At 68.3% G+C, this 22267-nt stretch carries 20 protein-coding genes; 8 read left to right on the top strand and 12 right to left on the bottom strand.

Annotated elements, in window-relative coordinates:
• The first annotated feature begins 425 nt into the window (after positions 1-425).
• The gene (locus tag DFP85_RS11085) at positions 426-782 is read left to right on the top strand and encodes an antibiotic biosynthesis monooxygenase family protein (RefSeq protein ID WP_133636344.1); all 357 of its coding nucleotides are present in this window, start codon (positions 426-428) and stop codon (positions 780-782) included.
• Positions 783-966: 184 nt separating this feature from the next.
• Positions 967-1227 carry a hypothetical protein gene (locus DFP85_RS11080; protein ID WP_133636343.1) on the top strand — a complete coding sequence of 87 codons (261 nt, stop codon included), beginning with the start codon at positions 967-969 and terminating at the stop codon, positions 1225-1227.
• A 77-nt stretch (positions 1228-1304) separates the two neighbouring features.
• Here DFP85_RS11080 and DFP85_RS11075 read toward each other — a convergent pair whose 3' ends face one another.
• The 6 genes from DFP85_RS11075 to DFP85_RS11050 all read right to left on the bottom strand — a co-directional run bounded on the left by DFP85_RS11075 (position 1305) and on the right by DFP85_RS11050 (position 10113).
• Positions 1305-1712, bottom strand: a complete 408-nt coding sequence (locus DFP85_RS11075) for an alpha/beta fold hydrolase (protein WP_133636342.1) — start codon at positions 1710-1712, stop codon at positions 1305-1307.
• Between the two features lie 40 nt (positions 1713-1752).
• On the bottom strand, positions 1753-2625 hold the full coding sequence (locus DFP85_RS11070) for a DMT family transporter (RefSeq protein WP_133636341.1): 873 nt from the start codon (positions 2623-2625) through the stop codon (positions 1753-1755).
• Positions 2626-2739: 114 nt separating this feature from the next.
• Positions 2740-5784 (bottom strand): efflux RND transporter permease subunit, encoded by a 3045-nt coding sequence (locus DFP85_RS11065; RefSeq protein ID WP_133636340.1) that lies wholly within the window; start codon positions 5782-5784, stop codon positions 2740-2742.
• Positions 5781-6842, bottom strand: a complete 1062-nt coding sequence (locus DFP85_RS11060; protein ID WP_133636339.1) for an efflux RND transporter periplasmic adaptor subunit — start codon at positions 6840-6842, stop codon at positions 5781-5783. Before DFP85_RS11060 ends, DFP85_RS11065 begins: the two co-directional genes overlap by 4 nt.
• Before the next feature lie 321 nt (positions 6843-7163).
• Positions 7164-9377 carry an OsmC domain/YcaO domain-containing protein gene (locus DFP85_RS11055; RefSeq protein WP_133636338.1) on the bottom strand — a complete coding sequence of 738 codons (2214 nt, stop codon included), beginning with the start codon at positions 9375-9377 and terminating at the stop codon, positions 7164-7166.
• 157 nt (positions 9378-9534) lie between these two features.
• Complete coding sequence (locus DFP85_RS11050; protein ID WP_133636337.1) at positions 9535-10113, bottom strand: acyloxyacyl hydrolase; 579 nt, start codon at positions 10111-10113, stop codon at positions 9535-9537.
• Between the two features lie 184 nt (positions 10114-10297).
• On the opposite strand from DFP85_RS11050, the gene DFP85_RS11045 reads away from it, so the two are divergent.
• Entirely contained in the window at positions 10298-10717 is a 420-nt protein-coding gene (locus DFP85_RS11045) for a DCC1-like thiol-disulfide oxidoreductase family protein (protein WP_133636336.1), read from the top strand.
• 260 nt (positions 10718-10977) lie between these two features.
• On the opposite strand, the gene DFP85_RS11035 is transcribed toward DFP85_RS11045, so the two are convergent.
• The 5 genes from DFP85_RS11035 to DFP85_RS11015 all read right to left on the bottom strand — a co-directional run bounded on the left by DFP85_RS11035 (position 10978) and on the right by DFP85_RS11015 (position 15927).
• The gene (locus DFP85_RS11035) at positions 10978-11268 is read right to left on the bottom strand and encodes a DUF1330 domain-containing protein (RefSeq protein WP_133636335.1); all 291 of its coding nucleotides are present in this window, start codon (positions 11266-11268) and stop codon (positions 10978-10980) included.
• Between the two features lie 285 nt (positions 11269-11553).
• Entirely contained in the window at positions 11554-12261 is a 708-nt protein-coding gene (locus DFP85_RS11030) for an ABC transporter ATP-binding protein (RefSeq protein WP_133636334.1), read from the bottom strand.
• Positions 12254-13477 (bottom strand): ABC transporter permease, encoded by a 1224-nt coding sequence (locus DFP85_RS11025; protein WP_208108496.1) that lies wholly within the window; start codon positions 13475-13477, stop codon positions 12254-12256. Before DFP85_RS11025 ends, DFP85_RS11030 begins: the two co-directional genes overlap by 8 nt.
• The gene (locus DFP85_RS11020; RefSeq protein WP_133636333.1) at positions 13474-14715 is read right to left on the bottom strand and encodes an efflux RND transporter periplasmic adaptor subunit; all 1242 of its coding nucleotides are present in this window, start codon (positions 14713-14715) and stop codon (positions 13474-13476) included. Before DFP85_RS11020 ends, DFP85_RS11025 begins: the two co-directional genes overlap by 4 nt.
• 183 nt (positions 14716-14898) lie before the next feature.
• Positions 14899-15927, bottom strand: coding sequence for an Acg family FMN-binding oxidoreductase (locus tag DFP85_RS11015; protein ID WP_133636332.1), 1029 nt, complete (start codon positions 15925-15927; stop codon positions 14899-14901).
• 137 nt (positions 15928-16064) lie between these two features.
• Between DFP85_RS11015 and DFP85_RS11010 the strand changes: the two genes are divergently transcribed.
• Together DFP85_RS11010 and DFP85_RS11005 are read left to right on the top strand one after the other, a co-directional pair.
• Complete coding sequence (locus DFP85_RS11010) at positions 16065-16565, top strand: CIA30 family protein (protein ID WP_133636331.1); 501 nt, start codon at positions 16065-16067, stop codon at positions 16563-16565.
• Between the two features lie 105 nt (positions 16566-16670).
• On the top strand, positions 16671-17978 hold the full coding sequence (locus DFP85_RS11005; protein WP_166644636.1) for a peptidoglycan-binding protein: 1308 nt from the start codon (positions 16671-16673) through the stop codon (positions 17976-17978).
• Positions 17979-18005: 27 nt separating this feature from the next.
• Here the strand turns inward: DFP85_RS11005 and DFP85_RS11000 are convergent, their stop codons facing one another.
• Complete coding sequence (locus DFP85_RS11000; RefSeq protein ID WP_133636329.1) at positions 18006-18683, bottom strand: TVP38/TMEM64 family protein; 678 nt, start codon at positions 18681-18683, stop codon at positions 18006-18008.
• Positions 18684-18837: 154 nt separating this feature from the next.
• Here DFP85_RS11000 and DFP85_RS10995 point away from each other — a divergent pair, with 154 nt between their 5' ends.
• The 3 genes from DFP85_RS10995 to DFP85_RS10985 all read left to right on the top strand — a co-directional run bounded on the left by DFP85_RS10995 (position 18838) and on the right by DFP85_RS10985 (position 22251).
• Positions 18838-20427 carry a BCCT family transporter gene (locus DFP85_RS10995; RefSeq protein WP_133636328.1) on the top strand — a complete coding sequence of 530 codons (1590 nt, stop codon included), beginning with the start codon at positions 18838-18840 and terminating at the stop codon, positions 20425-20427.
• A 122-nt stretch (positions 20428-20549) separates the two neighbouring features.
• Entirely contained in the window at positions 20550-21260 is a 711-nt protein-coding gene (locus DFP85_RS10990) for an SIMPL domain-containing protein (protein ID WP_133636327.1), read from the top strand.
• An 85-nt stretch (positions 21261-21345) separates the two neighbouring features.
• Complete coding sequence (locus DFP85_RS10985; protein WP_133636326.1) at positions 21346-22251, top strand: cation diffusion facilitator family transporter; 906 nt, start codon at positions 21346-21348, stop codon at positions 22249-22251.
• The last annotated feature ends 16 nt before the right edge of the window (positions 22252-22267 follow it).

Raw genomic sequence — 22267 nt, 5'->3', positions numbered from 1 at the left:
TACGCGTCAGGCATGAGCGGCGGCCACCGCCAGCGCAATACCGATCACCAAGTTATAGACCAAGATCCCGCCGAGCAGACCGGGCCGGGCCCCGGCACGGTCATTGCGGCGCAGCCAGGCGGCTGTCCCGAGCGCCACCGGTCCCGGACCGGTCGCCCGCTGAAGAGCACTTCTCTTGAGCGCATGCCGAAGCCCTCGCAAGTCGAACGTTTCGGTTCAGCGGCGCTGCCCCAGGTCCTGAAAGCGGTGAGGGAGCCCCTGCAGGCACCCCCGCCGATCCCATGGCGAACGCTCTGACCCCGCTGGATGAGTGACTCGCGGGCCGTTTGGCCTTACGTTCAGGGGTAATGCCCGCCAGGGGCCGCGTCGGCATCGTCGCCTTCGTGCGCCTTGGCGAATTGTGCGTCCATTCTCCAGGAGCCGCCATGATCGCCGTCATCTTCGAAGTCGAGCCGCACCCCGACCAGCGCGACCACTACCTCGACATCGCCGCCGGCCTGCGCCCGCTGCTGGAGGAGATCGATGGCTTCATCTCCATCGAGCGCTTCGAGAGCCTGGCCCAGCCGGGCAAGCTGCTCTCGCTCTCCTTCTGGCGCGACGAGGAAGCCATCGCCGAATGGCGCCGGGTGGAGCGCCACCGCGCCGCCCAGTCCCTGGGCCGCGAGGTGGTCTTCGACGACTACCGCCTGCGCGTGGCCGGGGTGATCCGCGACTACGGGATGCACGACCGCGAGCAGGCACCCGCCGACAGTCGCGAGCGGCATGACGCGGCGCTGCGCTGATCACGCGCCCTTCACGATGACCGCACCAGGCTACGACTCCCCCCTCCAGCTGTCGGATCGCATCGCCGATCGGCGTCGGCGTGGCCCTGCGGTTGCGTCGGAAGGTCCAGAGGGTGCCGAAGAGGAAACACACGCCCAGCGTGATGCCAAGAATGGCCGCCCGCTCAGGGTTGCCGAGCAGGAAATGGTCGAACGCCCAGACCAGGGCAGGCACCGCCAGCAGGATCAGCGCCACGGCCAGGAACCGCAGCGGCCTGTCCTTGCGCATCCCTTCGTAGACCTCCACCGCTGGCTGCACGTGCGCCAGGCGCCCCAGCAGCGCCGCGGCGGCCTGACGGCACTGGTCGAGCTCCTCGTGGGCGCCCATGCCGGCCGCGGCATGGAACGCCATACCCTTCCCCTTGGCGTCGACGAGCTCGACATGCAGCTGCGCCGCCGGGGATGAACGCGGAACCTCCTGCAGATGGACCCTGGCGATCTCGGCATAGGGGATGAAGGTCGTCGCCTCGTTGCGATGGAGCGTCACGCCCGCCTCGGCGAGCTCGACACGAAACCGCGGCCCCAGGCCGAGGGCCTTCCACGCAAAGGTATCGGTATCCACCCCCCACCCTCCCCCATCCCGATATCGATGTGCCACACCATGAGCCGGGCCTGGCCCGGACGCTCGGTATCTCCAGGCGCCAGTCGCCCAGGGCGCCAGTGCTTTTCATCCTGCCCTGCCGCCGTGTCGCAAGCCACCTCCGGCTGCTCGAGGGGCGTCAGGTGCCCGGCGCCTGGAATGGTCGTGAGGCTGGCATCAGCCACCCCCTGCTGGATCCGACGGGAGAGCGGCGGCGGCAGCATGCGGTCCTCCTCGCCCACCACCAGTGCCGGCAGCTCGATCTCGGCTCGTTGCAAGGCGGCATGGTGATGGGTCGGGAAGCCGGCCATCGGCACCCCACCCGTCATCCGTGCGCTGGGCGGAAGGGGCTTACCGTGAGCTGGAGGAAACGCTCAATGCCGTTACCGTGAGCAGGATCAGGCCCATGCCGACGAGCTCGAGCCCGACCAGGCGCTCATCGAGCACCAGGACGCCGAACAGCGAGGCCGTGACCGGCTCGACCATGGCCACGATGGCGGCAACGGCCGGGGGCGTATCGTTGAGCCCGACGACATAGAGGATGAACGACACGCCGGCGCCCAGCACGCCCAGCGTGACGAAGAGCGGCCAGCTCGGGGTGCCCAGCGCCGAGAGGGTCTGGCCGGTATCGCCCAGCGGCAAGAGGATCAGCGAGAGCACCGCGAAGGCGATGACGAGCGTGGCCTGGGGGCTGCCGTGGGGGGCGGCGTACTTGAAGCCGAAGATGAAGAGCGCGTAGGAGAGCCCGGAGAGCATCCCGGCGGCGATGCCGATGGGGGTCACCCCGCCCGGCTGGATGTCGTAGATGCGCGTCAGCAGCACGATCCCCAGCATCACCATGGCGATGGCGACCCACTTGAGCGGCGTGGGCCGTTCGAGCCCGAGGGCGAAGGAGACGAGAAAGACGAACACCGGGGCGCAGTACATCAGCGTCGCCGCCACCGCCACGCTGCCCTGGGAGATGCTCACGAAGTAGAAGGTGAAGTTGCCGGCCACGCCCAGCCCGGCCATCAGCGACCAGCCCCATAGCCGGCGATCGGCCAGGCCGCTGTCGCGGTGACGCAACCCCAGCCAGGCGAGCACGAACACTAGCCCAATCGCGCCGCGGTAGAAGGAGACGACCAGCGGGTCCCAGCCGTCGGCTACGAGCATTCCGCCGATGCCACCGGACAGCCCCCAGAAGAGTGCTGCCAGCATCACGAATGCGGTACTCACCCCTGCCATCTGACCTCCTGCTGTCGCCGCTGCGTCCATGGCTCGCGCCGCGTCCGGTGGCGCGAGCTGATCGGGGCCTGCAGGATGCATCCTACCTCGCCGGCGTGACAACCCGACCAGGCGTCAGTCGGCACGCGAGGCGATGCGGTACCAGAGGGCATAGAGCGCCGGCACGAACAGCAGGGTGATCAGGGTGCCCACGGCCACGCCGCCGATCAGCACGTAGGCCAGCGGCCCCCAGAAACTGTCCAGCGTCAGGGGAACGAACGCCAGCATTGCCGCCACCGCCGTGAGCACCACCGGGCGGGCGCGCTGCACGGCCGCCTCCACCACGGCGTCGCGCATTGCCATCCCGGCGTTGGCGTTATCCGCGACCTGCTGGGTGAGGATCAGGGTGTTGCGCATCAGGATGCCCGCCAGGCCGATCAGCCCCAGGGTCGCCACGAAGCCGAAGGGCTGCTGGAACAGCAGCAGCGCCGCCACCGCGCCGATCAGCCCCAGCGGCGCCGTGGCCACCACGATGAAGGTGCCGGCAAAGGAGCGCATCTGCAGCATGATGAAGATCAGCATCAGCACCACCATCAGCGGCTGCAGGGCCTGGATCGAGGCCTGCGCCTTGTCCGACTGCTCCACCGAGCCCCCGATCTGCAGCGCATAGCCGGCAGGCAGGCGCTCCCGCACCGCCGCCAGCGCCTCCCAGACCTCAAGGGTCACGTCGTTGGGCTGGGCGCCCTCGATCTCGGCATTCACGGCCACGAAGGGCCGGCGGTTGTAGCGCTTGATCACCGGCTCTTCAAAGACGGTTTCCAGCTCGCCGAGCTGGGTGAGCGGCACCCGCTGGCCGGCGCGGTTGACGACCTCGAGGCTCTGCAGGTCGGCGATGTCCTGGGCGGCCCCGCGCCCCACGGCGGGCACCAGGCGGATGCCGTCGCGCAGCTCGGTGATGGTGATGCCGTCCAGCTGGAACTGCAGCTGGCGCGCCACCTCGTCCGGCGTCAGGCCGATCAGCTGCAGCCGGTGATGGTTGATCGCCAGGTGCAGCCGGGGCACCCGTTCGTCCCACTCCAGGTGCGGGTCGCGGGTAGCGGGGTGTTCGGCGATCACCTCGCGCACCTGGTGGCCGATCTCGCGCAGGCGGTCGGGCTCGTCGCCGAGCACGCGGATGCTCACCGGCCAGTCCACCGGCGGGCCATAGAGCAGCTTCTGCACGCGCACCCGCGCCTCGGGGAAGGCGCCGGCCGCGATGCGCTCGTCGAGCCTCTCGATCAGCCGCTCCCGGGCCTCGACGCCCTCGGTCACGGCGATCAGCTTGGCAAACGCCGGGTTGGGCTGCTCCGGGTTGGCGGAGATGAAGAAGCGCGGCGCGCCGGCCCCCACGTAGGCGGAGAGCGAGGCCACGCCCTCGGCCTCGCCGATCAGCGCCTCGAGGCGCCGGGTGGTGGCGTCGGTCGCGCCGATTGCCGTGCCCTGCGGATGGTAGACGCTGACCAGCACCTCGGGGCGGTCCGAGCTGGGGAAGAACTGCTTCTCCACCGGCCCGGCCATGCCCGCCACGGCGGCCACCAGCAGGGCCACCGTCACCACCACCACGCTCTTGCGGTAGCGCACGCAGGCGCTGACAACGCCGCGAAGGCGCCGATAGCCGCGGGACTGGTACGCCTCCTGGGTCGGGTGGGCGACCTTCTGCTCGGGCAGCAGCTTGACCCCCAGGTAGGGGGTGAACACCACCGCCACGATCCACGACAGCAGCAGCGCGATGCCCAGCACCCAGAAGATGTTGCCGGCATACTCGCCCACGGCGGACTGGGCAAAGCCGATCGGCACGAAGCCGGCCACCGTGACCAGGGTGCCGAAGAGCATCGGCGCGGCGGTGACGTTCCAGGCGTGGGCGGCGGCCTCGAGCCGGTCCCACCCCTCCTCCATCTTCACGATCATCATCTCGATGGCGATGATGGCATCGTCGACCAGCAGCCCCAGGGCGATGATCAGCGCCCCCAGGGTGATGCGGTCCAGGTTGATGCCCATCGCCAGCATCACCACGAAGGTCAGCGCCAGCGTCACCGGAATGGCGATGCCGACCACGATGCCGGCACGCAGCCCCACGGCCAGCATGGTGACCAGCATCACCACCAGCACGGCGACCAGGAACTTCACCTGGAAGAGGTTCACGGCCCCGGCGATGGCATCCGCCTGGTCGGTCATCACGTCGAGCGACATGCCCAGCGGCAGCCGCTCGCGCTCCTGCTGCCAGAAGGCACTCAGGCGCTCGCCGAATTCGAGGCCGTTCTCGCCGTTCTGCATCACCACGCCCAGCAGCAGTGCCTGCTCGCCGAAGGCGCGCACCAGATAGCTCGGCGGGTCTTCATAGCCGCGCGAGACCTCGGCGATGTCGCCCAGGCGAATCAATCGCTCACCGATGCGAATGGGCACCTCGGCCAGCGCCTCGGGGTCCGAAAGGTCCTGGTTCAACCGCAGGTACATGCGCGGGCCATCGGTATCCACGCGACCGGCAGGCAGCAGGCGGTTGTGCGCCTCGATGGCGGCGAAGACGGCCTGGGGGGAAATCCCCAGGCTCTGCAGCCTGGCCAGGTCGAAGTCGAGATGCATCCGCTCCTGGCGCTCGCCCAGCACCTGCGCCTTGTTGACGCCCTCGACGCGCTGCAGGCGATCGCGAATATCCTCGGCCTCGCGCACCATCTCGCGCATCGGCATGTCCGGGGCGCGCAGGGCGACCAGCGAGAAGTAGACGTCACCGAAATCCTCGTTGATCAGCGGGCCCACCACGCCGTCGGGCAGGCTCGGGGCGGCGTCCTGCATGCGGCGGCGCACCTGGTAGAAGCGCTCGGACATCTCCTCGCCGGGGGTGTCGTCCTCGAACTCCACCTTGAGATCGGCGCGCCCCGGACGAATGGTGGTCTCGATGCGGTAGAGATCGTCGACCTCCTGGATGCGCTTCTCCAGCGGGTCCACCACGCTCTCCTGGATCTCCTGTGGCGAGGCACCGGGCCATACGGCCGAGACCATCATCACCCTCACGGTGAAGTCGGGGTCCTCCGCGCGCCCCAGGGAGGCGAAGGCATAGAGCCCCGCCAGCAGCGCGATCACCAGGAAGAACAGCGTAACGGCGCGCTCGCGGACGGCCAGCGCGGAGAGGTTGGGAAAGCTCACGGTGTGCCCTTCTCCTCCAGCGGGCGCACCGCCATGCCCGGCGTGAGCAGGTGGGTCCCCAGGCTGATAACCGCCTCTCCCGCCTCGAGCCCCTCGCCGCTGACCCGGGCGTGCTCGCGGGTGATGCGCGCCACGGTCACCGCCAGCGGTTGCGCCTGGCCCTCCACGATCCGCCATAGCTGCGCCCCGTCACCGCGCTCGTCCAGCGCCGCCACGGGTACCCGGAAGTGCCCGGCAACCTCGCCCTCCGCCAGGGGGAAGCGGGCCTCGACGATGTCGCCCAGGCCGCGCTCCTCGAGTGGCCCCTCCAGCCGATAGCGGGCGCGCCAGGTGCGACTCGCGGGGTCGGCGGCACCGGCCACCTCGCGGCGGGTCAGGGCGATGCGACGCTCGTCCCGCAGCAGCTCGCCGGTTTCCGGCGGACGCAACCGGGCAGGAAAGTTGACCTCGACCTCGCGTGGGCCCTCCTGGGCCAGCCGAGCCACCGCCTGGCCGACGCCGACCACCTGCCCCGGCTCGCCGCTGACCTCGATCAGCACGCCATCGGCCTCGGCGCGCAGGGTCGCGTACTCCAGCGCGTTGCGGGCCTGGGCCACGCGGGCCCTGGCGGCGTCACGGCGGGTAGTGGCCTCGCGCACGCCAAGCTCGGAGCGCTCGAACGCCTGGCGGCTGAGGTAGTCCTTCTCCAGCAGCTGCCGGTCGCGGGCCAGGTCCGCCTCGGCCACGGCCAGCGAGGCCTCGGCCGCGGCCAGCTCCGCGCGCGCCGCGGCGAGCGCCTCCTCCAGGTCGCTCGGGTCGAGGGTAAAGAGCACCTCCCCCTGGCGAACCGCCTGCCCGGCATCGACATGGCGGGTTGCGATCCGGCCGCTGACCTGGAAGGCCTGAGGGGTTTCGTAGCGGGCACGCAGCACCCCGGTCAGCGAAAGCGTGGCAGCAGTGTTCGCGGTCAGCGTGGCGGTCCTCACCCAGCGTGGCTCGGTCTCGGCAGGTTCGGGGTCCCCTTCCTGGCAGCCGGCCAGCATCAGCAGTATCAACAGCGGCAGGACGATGTATCGCATCGAACATCCTTGGACATGGCGGTGACGTGGGGCCGCGCGGATGGTCAAGGCGCGGTTCGGGCCCGTGACCGCGTGGGGCTCGCTACGGGGGTATGCCACCAACAGATTCAAACAGCTATTTTAAACAATCATGCCAGCTACAGTCTTGAGACAATCGGACGCAGTGTTATCCCGGAGGTGGCACCTTCCTCTGCCGAACGCCCGCCGTACCCGGCCCACCCAGCGCCTGGCTACGCATAACGCCATAACGCAACGCCCCCACGCCAGGCAGCTGGCGCGGGGGCGTTGTGATGCAGGGCGTCGTCGACTCCCGACGGCGCGCTACGCCTTCGCCACGGCCACCCCGGCCTTGGCCGCGCGATGGGCGTGGAGCTTCTGGTAGCTCTCGATCAGGCGCTGGTGCTTCTCCAGCCCCTCCAGCGCCATGCTGGTCGGGGTCAGGCCATGGAAGCGCACGCTGCCGTTCACCGAGCCCACCACGGCCTCCATGGTCGCCTCGCCGAACATGCGCCGGAAGTTGTGCAGGAAGTCGTCCAGCGCCAGCTCGTCGTCGAGGAGGACCTCCAGTACCGCACTCACCGCGCGATAGAAGAGGTTACGCGCCACGGTGTTGTCGTTGTACTGCAGGAAGATGTCGACCCGCTCCAGCGCCTCCTCGTGCTGGCCCAGCGCCAGGTTGATCAAAAGCTTCAGTTCGAGGATGGTGAGCTGGCCCCACTCGGTATTCTCGTCGAACTCGATGCCGATCAGGGTGATGATGTCCTGGTGGTCATCGATCTGGCTCTCCTCCAGGCGCTCGAGCAGGTCGGCCAGCTGGGCGTCACTCAGCTCGTGCAGGTGCAGGATGTCCTCGCGGAACAGCAGCGCCTTGTTGGTGTTGTCCCAGATGAGGTCCTCCACCGGGTAGACCTCGGAGAAGCCGGGCACCAGGATGCGGCACACCGGCGCGCCCAGGTCCTCATGGACGGCCATGTAGGACTCCAGGCCCAGCTCCTCAAGGATGCCGAACAGGGTCGCGGCCTCCTGGGCCGTACTGTTGGAACCGCTGCCGGAGAAGTCCCAGTCGACGAAGTCGACGTCTGAACGGGCGCTGAAGAAGCGCCAGGAGACCAGCCCCGAGGAGTCGATGAAGTGCTCGACGAAGTTGTTGGGCTCGGTGACGGCCAGCGTATTGAAGGTAGGCGGCGGGAAGTCGTTGAGGCCCTCGAAGCTGCGGCCCTGGAGCAGCTCGGTGAGGCTGCGCTCCAGCGCCACCTCGAAGCTCGGGTGGGCGCCGAAGGAGGCGAAGACACCGCCTGTCTTGGGGTTCATCAGGGTGACGCACATCACCGGGAACTGCCCGCCCAGCGAGGCATCCTTGACCAGCACCGGGAAGCCCTGGGCCTCCAGCGCCTCGATGCCCTCGACGATGGCCGGGTAGCGCGCCAGCACCTCCTGGGGCACGTCCGGCAGCGCCAGCTCCTCCTCGATGATCTGCTTCTTCACCGCCCGCTCGAAGATCTCCGAGAGGCACTGCACCTGCGCCTCGTGCAGGGTGTTGCCGGCGCTCATGCCATTGCTGAGGTAGAGGTTCTCGATCAGGTTGGAGGGGAAGTAGACCACCTCGCCGTCAGAATGGCGCACGAAGGGCAGCGAGACGATGCCGCGCGCCTCCTGGCCGGAGTTGGTGTCGATCAGGTTCGAGCCGCGAAGCTCCCCCTCCGGGTCGTAGATCGCCCGGCAGTACTCGTCGAGGATGCCCGCCGGCAGGGCGTCGTCGGGGCCGGGCTGGAACCACTCCTCGTTGGGGTAGTGGACGAAGGCGCTGCCGGCGATCCGCTCGCCGAAGAACTGGTCGTTGTAGAAGAAGTTGCAGCTCAGCCGCTCGATGAACTCGCCCAGCGCCGAACAGAGCGCGCTCTCCTTGGTGGCGCCCTTGCCGTTGGTGAAGCACATCGGCGAGGCGGCGTCGCGGATGTGCAGCGACCAGACGTGGGGCACGATGTTGCGCCAGGAGGCGATCTCGATCTTCATGCCGAGCTCGGCCAGGATCGCGGTCATGTTGGCGATGGTCTGCTCCAGTGGCAGGTCCTTGCCCTCGATCCAGGTGGCGCCCTCGCCCGTCGCCTTGCCCAACAGCAGCGCCTGGGCGTCCTCGTCGATGTTGTCGACTGCCTCGACCTGGAACTCGGGCCCGGTCTGCACCACCTTCTTCACCGTGCAGCGGTCGATGGAGCGCAGGATGCCCTGGCGATCCTTGTCGGAAAGGTCCGCCGGCAGCTCCACCTGGATCTTGAAGATCTGGTTGTAGCGGTTCTCCGGGTCGACGATGTTGTTCTGCGACAGCCGGATGTTCTCGGTAGGGATGTCCCGCGCGTTGCAGTAGACCTTGACGAAGTACGCCGCGCACATGGCCGAGGAGGCCAGGAAGTAGTCGAACGGCCCCGGCGCCGAGCCATCCCCCTTGTAGCGGATGGGCTGGTCGGAGATGACCGTGAAGTCGTCGAACTTGGCCTCCAGCCGGAGGTTGTCGAGATAGTTGACCTTGATTTCCATGGACAAAGCACCGGGTGTCGATTCAGGGGGCGTAAGCGAAACCCGCCATTATCCAGCTTTTTCCGCGCGTCGTCTTGGGCGAATGGTCAAAAAATCGCCAATCCGAGCGCACGGGGGGCATGCCCCGCTCGATCCCCGAGGCAACAGCCCCCGATACTCAATACCGGTAGCGGAACTCGATCATGTGGAAATCCGCCCCGGTCGTATCCGATCCATTAACGGCGGCATCGGAATAGTGCAGAAACCGATAGCCGAGCCCCAGCTGTCGATATAACGGCCCCCCGATCCCCAGGGTCAGGGCGAACTGGAAAGGCCCACCATAATCCTGCGTGCCGAAGCGATGCCGACTGAACAGGGCGCCGCCCGCGCCCAGGTCCAGGAGGAAACGCCCATCCTGGCTCCCGAGCGTCACCTCCGGGATGAGCGACACGACGAGCGCATTTTCCCCCGCCCCCCGCAACAGGCCGGCACTCGCCATCAACCGGGTGCCCATCCCCCAGCCCGACGTGGAGTAGCTCTCCCAGGGCAGCGCGATATTGGCCGACAGGTCGTACTCCTCGAAATCCTCCGGCGCCTCATCCCCCAGCAGGGTCCTCTCCGAGAGTCGGGCACGCAGGCCGAGACTCTGCAATGCCAGGTCATCGGCGAAGCTCGGCGGGGCAGCGAGCAGGCAAGCGAGGACGATCGATAACGGCCTGAAAGGCACTGAATGGCGAGGTATCCCGATCACTGGCATCGTCGGCTCACCTGGAGGAAAGACTATCGGATCTGGCTCATGTTAGCGGCGGGAAGTGAGCCCGACGAGTCGATTATTCCTGGGAACCGCAGCCACCTCGGTCGGCCAAGGGCAACGCACCGGTGGTTTCCCGGCGCGCGGGGCGAGCGTAGGCTGAATGTGCACCCGCACAGAGGAGCTCGCATTGTCTCGATCGAACGATTTCCAGGCACCCGACGAGGCCCGACGACTGCGGCTGGTCTACGACGGCGACTGCCCGATATGTCGGCGCTATGTGCGCTGGCAGCGCATACGCCGCGACGTCGGCGAACTCGAGCTGATCGACGGGCGCCAGGCCAGCGAGGCGCGCCGGGAGCTCAGCGCCCAGGGTATCGACCTGGACCAGGGCTTCGCCCTGCAGGTCGGCGATCGCTGGTACCACGGCAGCGAGGCCCTGCATCGCCTCACCCTGCTCGGCACGCGAAGCGGCGTATTCAACCGGCTGATGTATCGCCTTTTCGCCAGCCCCCGGCGCGCCGCCCGCCTCTACCCTGGGCTCAAGGCCTGTCGCAATGGCCTGCTGCGCCTGTGCCGCATTCCGCCCATCGACAACCTGCGCCGGTGAGCGGCACCGGCGGCCGCGACGATGCATCGGTAGTTGGTCTTCTCCACCGGCTTCATCAGCCAGACCGGACAGGGACACTTGCGCATCAGGTGCATGTCATCACTGCCGAACAGCAGCCGGCTCCACTCCGGGTTTTCCGCCGTCTTGATCACGAGATCGTGGTCACCCCGCAAAGGGGGGCACGGTCCCGGCCGCCCTGGCACGGTGCTGCATGTTGCGTCGGGTGTCGGCCCTCGGGGCAGCGAGGCTACGCTCGCGATTCAGCTTCCTACCCCGTTTGCCAGGACGGCCAGGCCATCGCAGTTATCCACGCGCAACCCGATGATCTCCTGGTACTCGGGTGAGTCATACCATCCCTTCGCCGCTTCCTTCGAAGGAAACCGCAGCACCACCGTCACATGCCCGGCATCGCCTTCCACGGCTTCGCTTTCGAAATCTGCCGCGAGAATCTCTGCGCCATGGGCTTCCAGGATGCTCGCCACGGCCGCAAGGTAGGGATCGTACGCTTCCCGATCATTGATCCGGTAGTTGAAGACAAGATAAGCGGACATGTCGTATTCCCCCTTTCCTGCAGGACCCTGATCCACGAGAAATGTGGCCGCCCCCAGTGGGCGGTCCAGGCCTTTTACATTCTAGTCGGCTTCGCGGTCCTGGCGGGCAGATCCTGCCTGGCTCTTCTGGGTGGCCTTGCTGCTTAAGCCCTCGAAGCGCCCCGCAGCATTGTCCAGCAGCTCGCACGTCCACTGGCTCACCCAGGGACGGGTGCACCTTGAAGCGAGGGGCCAACGCCCTGGTGGTCTCTCGCTGCTGTACTGCCGACGCACGCCGCACCCGCGTCAGGCATTCATGGCATCACTGACGATACGCCCATCCACCAGGTCGATGGTGCGGTCGCAGGTGGAGGAGAGGCGCGGGTCATGGGTCACCAGCAGCACCGCACAGCCGCGTTCGCGATTGAAGCGCCGGAACAGCTCGAACACCTCGCCCGCCGTGCGGGTATCCAGGTTGCCGGTGGGCTCGTCGGCCAACAGAAGCGCCGGCTCGGTGATCAGCGCCCGGGCAATGGCCACGCGCTGCTGCTGGCCACCGGAGAGCTGGTTGGGCCGGGCGTCGGCAAACCTCTCCAGCCCCACGGCGTCGAGCAGCTCGCGGGCGCGCTCGATGGCCACCCGATCGGGCTTTCCCCGGGTCAGCATCAGCGGCAACAGCACGTTGTCGAGGGCACTGAAGGCCTGGATCAGGTGATGGAACTGGAAGACGAAGCCGATGGCGCTGCCGCGCAGCGCGGTGCGGCCGGCATCGTCCATCCCGCTGGTGGCCTGGCCGAGCAGGGTGAGCTCGCCGCTGCTCGGCGTGTCGAGCAGGCCGAGCAGGTTCAGCAGCGTGCTCTTGCCCGAGCCGGAGGGACCGACCAGGGCGGCGAAATCGCGGCGACCGATGGCCAGGTCGATGCCATGCAGTACCTCGGCCTCGTTGGGCCGCCCGACGTTGTAGGACTTGCGCAGCGCCTCCAGGCGCAGCACCTCGCTTGCCGCATCAGACATAGCGTATCGCCACCACCGGATCCAGTCGCGCGGCACGGCGCGACGGCACGGCAGCTGCCAGAAGGCCGGTCAGCGTGGCCAGCAGCAGCGCCGCCACCACCAATGTCGTGGGCACAGGAATGTAGAACAGTCCCGGCCCGAAGGTGTTGAACACCCACACCAGGAGGTAACTGACCGCGATGCCCATGACCGACCCGAGCAGGCCGAACAGCGCGCCCTGGATCAGGAAGACCCGCATGATCTGCCGCCGGGTGGCGCCGGTGGCCCGCAGGATGCCGATTTCCCGGGTGCGCTGTACCACGCTCACCGACAGCACGCTGGCGATGCCGAAGGCCACCGAGATGGCCACGAAGACGATGATCATGTTGGTGGAGAGGCTCTGAGCCGTGAGGGCATTCATCAGCTGCGCGTTGGTCTCGATCCAGCTTTCCGCCTTGAGCGAGGTCAGGCGCCCCACCTGGTCGGCAATCGTCTCCGCCGCGAAGATATCCGCGACTGTCAGGTCGATGACGGTCACCCCGCCGGGCAGGTCCAGCAGCGACTGGGCCTGCTTGAGGTCCAGATACACATAGCGCGAATCCAGCTCGCGAACCCCCAGTTCGAAGATGCCGGCGATGTTCACCACCCGGCTGTTCTGCTGGCCGGTTTCCAGCCGCAGCTTCATGCCCACCTTCACGCCCAGGTCGTCGGCCAGCAGCTTGCCGAGCAGCGCCTCGTCGGCCCCCACCCGCAGCCGGCCACTGACCAGGTAACGCTCCAGTGGAATGATCCGCCGGTAGCGCGCCACCTCGATCCCGGTCAGGGCCACCGACTGCACGGCCTCGCCACGGCGGGCAAACGCCGGGCCCGACACCACCGGCGACACCGCTGTCAGCTCCGGCAGCCGGTCGAGGGTGGCGCTGACCTGCTGCCAGTTGTTGATCGAACGCAGGCGTTGCGCGCGACGGTCTTCCTGGACCAGCTGCAGGGTCCCGGGGGCGGCCGGCAACAGCCGATTGACCTCGTCCGGCGACAGCAGACGAATGTGGGCCTGTGTTCCCAGGGTGCGCTCGATGATGTTGGACTGAAGGCCCTGGATCAGGGCCGCGATGAACACGATCACCGCCACCCCCACCGCCACGCCCACGGCAATCATCACCGACTGCGCGCGCCCATCGCGCAGGAAGGCGATCGCGATGGTCCACTCGGTCCACAGACCCCGCAGCGGGCGGCTCAATTGAAGTTCACCGGCAGTTCATTGCGGGTGGCGGCGTCCTCGCCACTGCCGGACACCGGCGCTGCCCGCTGGGTGAAGCGTACCCGCGACCCTTCCGGGAGGGAGGCCGTGGGGTTCGCCAGCACCCGGTCGCCCACCCTCAGCCCGTCGAGGACTTCGGACATCGCCAGGCCGCGCAATCCCAGGGTCACCTCTCTACGTTGGACCCTGCCCTCACGCACCACCAGTACCTGCGCCTGACCCCACGGCCCGGTATCGAGCGTATCGTCGAGGGCATCGTTGGGCACGGCCAGCGCCTGCTCGCGCCGGCCGGTCTCGATGTTCACCGACACCGTCATGTCCTGGCGCAGGAAATCCGGGACCGGATCGACCGCCAGCCGTACCTCCACGGTGCCGCGCTGGGGGTCGATGCTCGGGGCGATGAAACTGACGCGGGCGAGGAACGGGCGCTGCGGGTAGGCATCGGCGACGGCCATGGCGTCCTGCTGCAAGGCCAGCAGGGCAAGGTTGCGCTCATCGAGCGGGACACGAATCTCGGTGGCGCCACTCAGCGCGATGGTGAACAGCACCTGGCCAGGCTGCACCAGGTCGCCGGGCTCCGCGTCACGGGTCAGCACCGTGCCGGCCACCTCGGAACGCACCACGGTCTTGGCGAGCCTAGCCTGCAGGGCGGCAAGGCGCTCTCGCAGCAGGGTCTCTTCGACGTTGCTCGGCGCCAGCGCCGTCGCCGTCAGCCGGGCGGCATCAAAGGCATTGTGCGCCAGCGTCTGTGCCTGCTCGGCCTGCTCCAGCGCCTCGGTGGAGAGCAGCGAGCGCTCGGCCAGCGTGCGCCGCCGGGCCGTCTCGCGACGCGCCTGGGCCAGCTCGGATTCGGCGCGCTCGAGCGCCACCAAGGCCTGGGGGCGTCGGCTGGTGGCAAGCTCCGTCAGCGCCGCCTCGGCCTCGCGCACCTGGGCGGCGAGCTCATCCGAGCGCAGCACCAGCAACGTATCGCCGGGCCTCACGGTGTCACCTTCCTCGACATGGCGTTCCAGCACGACCCCGGTGATTTCACTGCCCACCTGGGACCGGGAGGTCGTCACGACTCGCCCGGTCGCCACCACCGTCTGCACCAGCGGCCGGCGTTCGAGCACATACCCCTGCACCTGGGGCCCCTGCCACCAGCGCCACACGCCAACGCCGACGGCGAGTGCCAGGGCCAGTATCACGAGCACGGACGTGTAACGGACGCGGCCCAAGGTGTGTCTCCTTATCAGAATTTCCTCCTCTCTACCCTGAGTTCACGCAAGAAGCGCGGCAACTGCGCTGTCCTGGGCTCCCGGGCATTCCCTCAGCACCGCTGTGCGGGCCTGCGAGCGCCGCGATGGCGGGCGCATAGACCGCCAGTTAGAACTGCGGATGCTGAGCAGCGCGCTCGCGCATCACGCCTCCCCCTGCTCCATCACGCTCTCCAGCGGGCGTCGCAGCGCACGGGGCATGGCCGGGGCACGGCCGACGCGCACCACCAGGTCAGGGCGTCTACCGGTCAGCCCCAGCGACCGGGCGAACGCGGGGCGCACGCTCGCCTCCTCCACCGGCTGGTTGACGAAGGCGTTGCGAAGGCCCAGCGCCGTCGCCTGCAGGGCGAAACGCTGGTAGCAGCGGCCGGCCTCGACCCAGTGAGCGCGGTCATCCACCGCCGAGACGAACACCGCCAGCCCCGCGGAGCTGCGAACCTGGCGGGCCAGCTTGGCGTTCTCCGTCTTCGGCCGCAGCATGGCGCGCATCAGGTACTTCCCCAGCCAGCGCGGCGCCTGGGGGTTGCCGGTCGTCCGGCCGCTCAGGCCATCGCCCCTCTCCACCGCCTCGGCGTCATTGAAGCGGATCCATGCCTCGAGCTCCCGGCGGAAGTCAGGGTTCTCCAGCTGCCGGGTGTTGGCGTCCAGGATGAACGCCAGCGCCCGTTCGATCGCCTCGCGCTCGGTAAGCAGCACCACCGAGACGCCGTCTCCGCTGCCCGCCGCCTCGAGCCGGCGTCGCTCCTCGGCCGAGAGCGGCGTGCCGTCGTAGTCGCTGCGCGTGCACTGCCGCGAGGTGATGGCCTCGAACAGCGGCGACGCCTCGGCCTCGCCGGGAGTCAGAGTCACCTGGATCGCGCCTTCGCCCTGCGGCTGGAACTCGGCCTCGGCAGAGAGCCCCATCGCCCGGGCGGCCAGGCAGAGGTTCTCGGTGGCGCAGCCGAGCGACACATGGAGGTGATGGTCGTCGGGGTCGACCACCGGCGTGCGCCGGGTCAGGTCCGGCAGGATGCGGATGGCGCCCTCCTCCACCCGGAACCGCCAGCACTGGGTGTTGTGGCCCGAGGGCGCCAGGGTGGCGTAGCGGATGAGCGTCTTGAAGCGCTCGGCCTCTTCCTGCGCCGGTGCCTCATCCACGCTCCAGGTGCGCTTCACCGCCTCGTTGTAGTTCATTGAGCGTCCTCACATTGGCTGGCCGATGCCTCTCTGAGTATGTCGTATTTCTTTCGCGGCGGTGACGCCGCACAAGACAGAGGGTGTCATGGCAGGCAAGCTGGGCAACAGGTAACACGCAACCCCGGAGGCCCCCAATGACAGCACGCCTGATCGACTTCCAGCACGCGGACGAGGCCACGCGCTGGCAGGCCATCAACGATGACGTGATGGGCGGCGTCTCCCGCGGCAACCTGCATGGGGAAGATGGCATCGGCGTGTTCCTCGGCGAGACCTCGCTCGAGAACAACGGCGGCTTCGCCTCGGTACGCCGCGCGCCCGAGCCGTTCGACCTGAGCGACTACGCAGGCCTGGCGCTCCAGGTGCGCGGCGACGGGCGCCGCTACCAGCTTCGCCTCTATACCGAGCAGCTGCCACAGGGCGCGGCTTACCGAGCGATCTTCCTGCCCGAGGCCGGCGAGTGGCAGCATGTCACCCTGACCTGGCAGGAGTTCGAGGCGGTGTTCCGCGGCCGGCGGCTGGAGGATGCCCCGCCGCTTGACCCCGCGGCGATCCGGCAGGTGGGGCTGCTCATCGCCGACAAGAGCGCCGGCCCCTTCCGGCTGGAGGTGGCGTGGCTGGGGACGTCGAACAGCTAAGTCTTTCACCTGATTCGACCGATCAGCACCCTTCGGCCTGCGTCATCACGCATCTTGCCTATCCTGATGTTACGGATGACAAGCCCGTTCAATGGAGGCACGACCGTGATCATCAAGGGACTCGTACTCAGTCTTATCCTCGTCGGTTCCGTCGGACTGGCCAGCGCCGATTACGCCGACGGCATGCGCTACTACGAGCGGCAGGAGTACCGTCAGGCACTGCAGGAGTTCGGCGCAGCGGCCAGAAGCGGCGATGCCGATGCCCAGTACATGCTGGGCCGCCTGCATGAGGCCGGCAACGGGACGGCGCAGGATTTCGTGGAAGCCCACAAGTGGTACAACCTGGCCGCGGCCCGCGGCCACCGCCATGCCGCCGAGGCACGCGATTCACTGGCCCAGCGCATGACGGCCGGACAGGTCGCCGAGGCGCAACAGGCCACACGCGGCTGGCAACCGGAAGAGGAAGCATCTTCACAGGGGACCGAGCGAGCGCGGCCCGACATCGAGACCCTGTCGGATCGACAGGGCATTGCCGAGATACAGCGCGAGCTGAATCGGCTCGGCTATGACGCCGGCCCGGTGGATGGCGCCATGGGACGCCGCACCCGCAGTGCGATACGCGAGTACCAGGCGGACAGGGACATGGCGCAGGACGGCCGCGCAACGGCCGAGCTGTTGAAACGCCTGCGCGAGACGGAGAGACAGGCAGTGGCGGCACCCGCCGAGCCGCCACCCGCCGCCGAGTCCCGGGTCGCCCTGCAGGACGACTTCAGCGACGGCGATTACCGTCGCAATCCGCCCTGGACGGTGCTCAGCGGCGACTTCGAGGTGGATGAGAACGGCTTGCGGAGCATCGTGGAGACGCGGCGGTCGACCGCTCGCGAATCACGCGGGCTCAGCGCCGATAGTCCGGAGGAGATCGGTCTGGCGATGCTCTCGCTGATCCTCGAGCAGACGGGCAATGCCGGGCAGGACGAGGTGACGGTCCCCGTGGAACCGGCGCACATCTTCGTCAATGCCCCCGTCGACAACGCCTTCAGGATGGAACTGGAGATCACCTCCCGGCAGCGCACTGGCAGCCTGGAACTCGGGGTCTTCCAGGGCAACCGACCCAGCGGCACCGGCTACCGCCTGGTCTACACACCCGGCTCGCGCCCGGGGCTCAGCCTGGTCAGGCTGGTGTCCGGCAGCGCCGAGGTGGTTGCCCGCCACGAAGGCAGCCTCGACCTCGAGGACGGCCGCTTCCACCGCATCGTCTGGATCCGTGACGATGACGGACAGATGCAGGTTCGCGTGGATGACCAGCGGCTGCTGCGTGTGCAGGACAATGGCCTGCGCGATCCCTTCCAGGGCTTCGTGCTGGCCAACCAGGGGGGCGACTACACCCTGCGCCGGATCAGGCTGGAGGAATAGTCGCCGCAACCCCCCTCCAACCCCTTGCTACCCCAGCAGGTGGCCGTGGGCCGCTACGCGACGCCTGAGCCAGGCGCCGGTCAGCAGCAGCAAGGTCAGGGCGACCAGCGGCAGGATCACGCTGGGGCTCACGGCCTGCTCGGTCTCCACCGCCTCCAGGGCGCCGTAGATGGCGCTGGAATAGACCCCCCACTTCGCACTCAGGCCGATGATGCCCGCCATCACGAAGGTCGCCAACGGCAGACGCAGCAGGCCGGCGGCGAAGTTGACCACGGAGTGGGGAAACCCCGGCAGCACGCGCAGGGCGCACTGGGTCAGCAAGTCACTGCGCTTCTCCAGCTTGCCCATGACATTGCGAGTGAGGCCCCTGGGCTTCCAGCGGTCGCTGAAGCGGGAAGCGAGGTAGTAGGCCCCCAGGGCGCCCGCCACGCTGCCGACCGTCAGCATCAGGGTGGCCGCCAGGGGCGTATAGAAGGGCGCGATCAGCCACAGCCCGATGCTGCCGGGCAGCCCGATGGCCAGGGTCACCGCCATGATCGCGATCACCGAGACGATCACCGCGGGGTGGTGGGAGGCCTGATCGGCCCAGCGCTGGAGGTCGGCCAGTTCGGGGGAGTGCCAGATCCACAGGTAGCCGGCCATCAGCAGCGTGGCGCCGAGCGCCACCCAGCGCCAGGGGCGGCTTGGCGGACTGTCGTTGAGCATCGGGGCGTCTCGGTCATGCATCGAGGACCATGGTGGCATGCCCGCCGAGCCGGGTCATCCCTTTAGACCTAAGTAGAAGATTGTTAGAATGCCATCGCTCTAGTCGGCGTCACGTCCCATCGACGCACACATCCTCCGCAACTAGAGCGTCCCCATGCCTTCGAACCCTACCCCTCCACCTGCCAGGGCCTCGGCGCTTTCGCGCCTGGGCGATCCCATCGTGCTGCTGCTAACGGTCGGCTTCATCGTCGCCTTCGTCGGCCTGTCGCTTTACGACATCGACCTGGTGGCCGACAGCATCAGCGCCGGCTTCGCCTGGACGGCGGCCACCCTGGGCACCTACTTCCAGCTCCTGCTGCTGCTGACCTTCCTGATCGCCATCGGCGTGGCCATCTCGCCGGCGGCCGGCGCCCGGGTCGGCAACCTGGAGAGCCCGCAGATCAGCACCTTCAAGTGGCTGTCGATGATCATGTGCACGCTGCTGGCCGGGGGCGGCGTGTTCTTCGCCGCGGGCGAGCCGGTCTACCACTTCGTGGTGACCCCGCCGGCCTTCGACACCGAAGCGGGCACCGCCGAGGCCGTGGCCGGGGCACTCGCCCAGTCGTTCATGCACTGGGGCTTCCTGGCCTGGGCGGTGCTGGGCTCGCTCTCCGCCATCGTGCTTGCCCACGCCCACTACGTGAAGGGCCAGCCGCTGCAGCCGCGCACCCTGCTCTACCCGGTGCTCGGCGAGCGCGTCATGAAGGGCGCGCTGGGCAGCGTGGTGGATGCCTGCTGCGTGATCGCGGTGGTCGCGGGCACCGTCGGCCCGATCGGCTTTCTCGCCACCCAGATGAGCTTCGGCCTGCACGAGCTGTTCGGCGTCAGCGAGGGCTACGCCACCCAGCTCGGTATCCTGCTGCTGCTGGCGGGGGTCTATGTCACCTCGGCGATGACCGGCATCCACAAGGGCATCCAGATCCTGTCGCGCTTCAACGTCTTCCTGGCGCTGGCCATCGCGGCGGTGATCCTGATCGCCGGCCCCACCCTGTTCCTGGTCAACGCCTTCAGCCAGGGCTTCGGCGAGTACCTGTCGTCGTTCTTCACCATGGCCACCATGACCGCCGAGACCGCCCCGGCCTGGTGGATGCAGTGGTGGACGGTGTTCTTCTTCGCCTGGTTCATCGGCTATGCACCGCTGATGGCGATCTTCGTCGCACGCATCTCCCGCGGGCGCACTATCCGCGAGATGATCCTCGCCGTGGCGGTGATGGCCCCGGTGGCCACCGCGATCTGGTTCACCCTGCTCGGCGGCTCGGGCATCCACTACCAGCTGACCGGGGCGATCGATCTCGCCGAGGCGCTGAACAACTTCCAGTTCGACGTGGCGACATTGACCGTGGCCCAGGCGCTGCCGGGCGGGTCCCTGATGGCGCTGGCCATCCTGCTGCTGACCAGCATCTTCGTGGCCACCACCGGCGACTCCATGAGCTACGCCATCGCCGTGGTGTGCGCCGGCCACGACGCGCCGAGCCCGCTGGTACGCGCCTTCTGGGGCATCGCCATGGCGCTGATGGCGGGTATCCTGCTCTACATGGGCGCGGGACAGATCGGCGCGCTGCAGCAGTTCATCGTGATCACCGCGATTCCCGTCTCGCTGGTGCTGCTGCCCTCGCTGTGGGCCGGCCCCCGGGCGGCCTATGCCATGGCGCGGGAACAGGGCATCATCGCGTCCAGTTCGGTGGCCAGCGCCGGGGCCGAGTGAGCCTGCCGGGAATGGCGACCTGACGGCCAAATCCTGCAGCCTTGGCGTATCATGGAGGCATCGGGTGCGGTGCCTCCCGTTCCTCCTGGCCGTTGGCCGGCCATCCTGCAGAAGGAGCCGTCATGAAAGTCCTCCCCGCCCTGATTCTGGGTATCGCCGCGATCGTGGCGGCGTCGCTGGTCGCCGAGGGGCTGACCGGCCTGCGCACCGGCGACCGCTACGTCACGGTCAAGGGCCTGGCCGAGCGGGAAGTGCAGGCCGACCTCGCCCTCTGGCCGCTGCATTTCGTGGCCACCGGCGAGACGCTGCAGCAGGCCCGCGACGAGGCCAGTGCCAGCCGCGAGGCGGTGCTCGCCTTCCTGGAGGACCACGGCATCGATACCGCACAGGTGGAGCTGCAGCGCCTCAACGTCAACGACACCGCCGCCAATCCCTACCAGGGCGGTGATCGCGAGCAGAAGTTCATCATCAACCAGACGCTGACGGTGCGCAGCGAGGAGATCGCGCGCATCCGCGACACCGCCCAGGCGGTGGGCGAGCTGCTCGACGCCGGGGTGGTGTTCTCCTCCGACTACGGCCCCGGTGGCCCCCTCTATCTGTTCAGCGGGCTCAACGACATCAAGCCGGAGATGATCGCCGAGGCCACCGCGGCGGCGCGGGAGGCCGCCGAGCAGTTCGCCCGGGACGCCGATGCCGACGTGGGTGACCTGCGCCGCGCCAACCAGGGGGTGTTCGAGATCCGTGCGCGAGACCAGGCCATGGGCATCACCGAGGAACAGCAGCCGGTGAAGACGGTGCGGGTGGTGACCACCGTGGACTACTACCTGCGCTGAGGCGACGACAGCGGCCATCGTCGCCCCCTCGCCCGCCCTATCCGGCTCGGCTAGACTGGAAGGCTTTCCGCCCCAGAGACCCGTCATGCAAGCCACCCTCGAGCAGCGCGCCCTCAAGCTCTCCATCCTCATGACCCTGGGGGTCTCGAGCCTCGGGGTCACCTTCGGCCTGCTGGCCGGCTCACAGTCGATCCTCTTCGATGGTGTCTTCTCCACCATCGACGCCGCCATGTCGGGGCTGGCGCTGCTGGTGGCGCGGCTCGCCGTGCGCGAGGCCAGCGAGCGCTTCCAGCACGGCTACTGGCACCTGGAGCCGCTGGTCGCGGCGCTTAACGGCAGCATCCTGATGCTGCTCTGCTTCTATGCCTTCCTCACCGCCCTGCTCGACCTGCGCGAGGGCGGCCGCGAGCTCGCCTTCGACCTGGCGATCGGCTATGCGGTGGTGGTGGCCATCGTCTGCTTCGCCATGACCGCCTACCAGCGGCGCATCAATCGCACGGCGGACTCGGAGTTCGTGCGCATCGACATGCAGGGCTGGCTGATGGCGGCACTGATCACCACCTCGCTGCTGGTGGCCTTCATCATCGCCCGCTTCCTGCAGGGCACCCCCTGGGCGCACCTCACCCCCTACGTGGACTCGGTGCTGCTGATGGTGCTGACGGCCAGCTTCATGCCGGTGCCCATCGGCATCGTGCGGCGTGCCATGAAGGAGGTGCTGCTGATCGCGCCGAGCGAGATCGACCGCGAGGTGCATGCCGCCATGGCCCCGGTGATGGCGCGCGAGGGGCTGCTGCGCTACTACAGCCACGTGGCCAAGGCCGGCCGCGGCCACTACATCGAGATCCATATCGTCACCACGCCCGAGTACGGGCGGGGCCAGGGCATCGCCGTGCTCGACGAGATCCGCGAGCAGATCAGCGCCGGGCTGAGCCCGCCGCCGGAGCGGCGCTGGTTCACCGTGGCCTTTACCGCCGACGAGCGCTGGGCCTAGGCCCGGCACCCCGCGT

The organism is Halomonas ventosae, assembly GCF_004363555.1.
GTDB lineage: Bacteria > Pseudomonadota > Gammaproteobacteria > Pseudomonadales > Halomonadaceae > Halomonas > Halomonas ventosae.
This window is presented reverse-complemented; position numbering and strand designations above follow the sequence as displayed.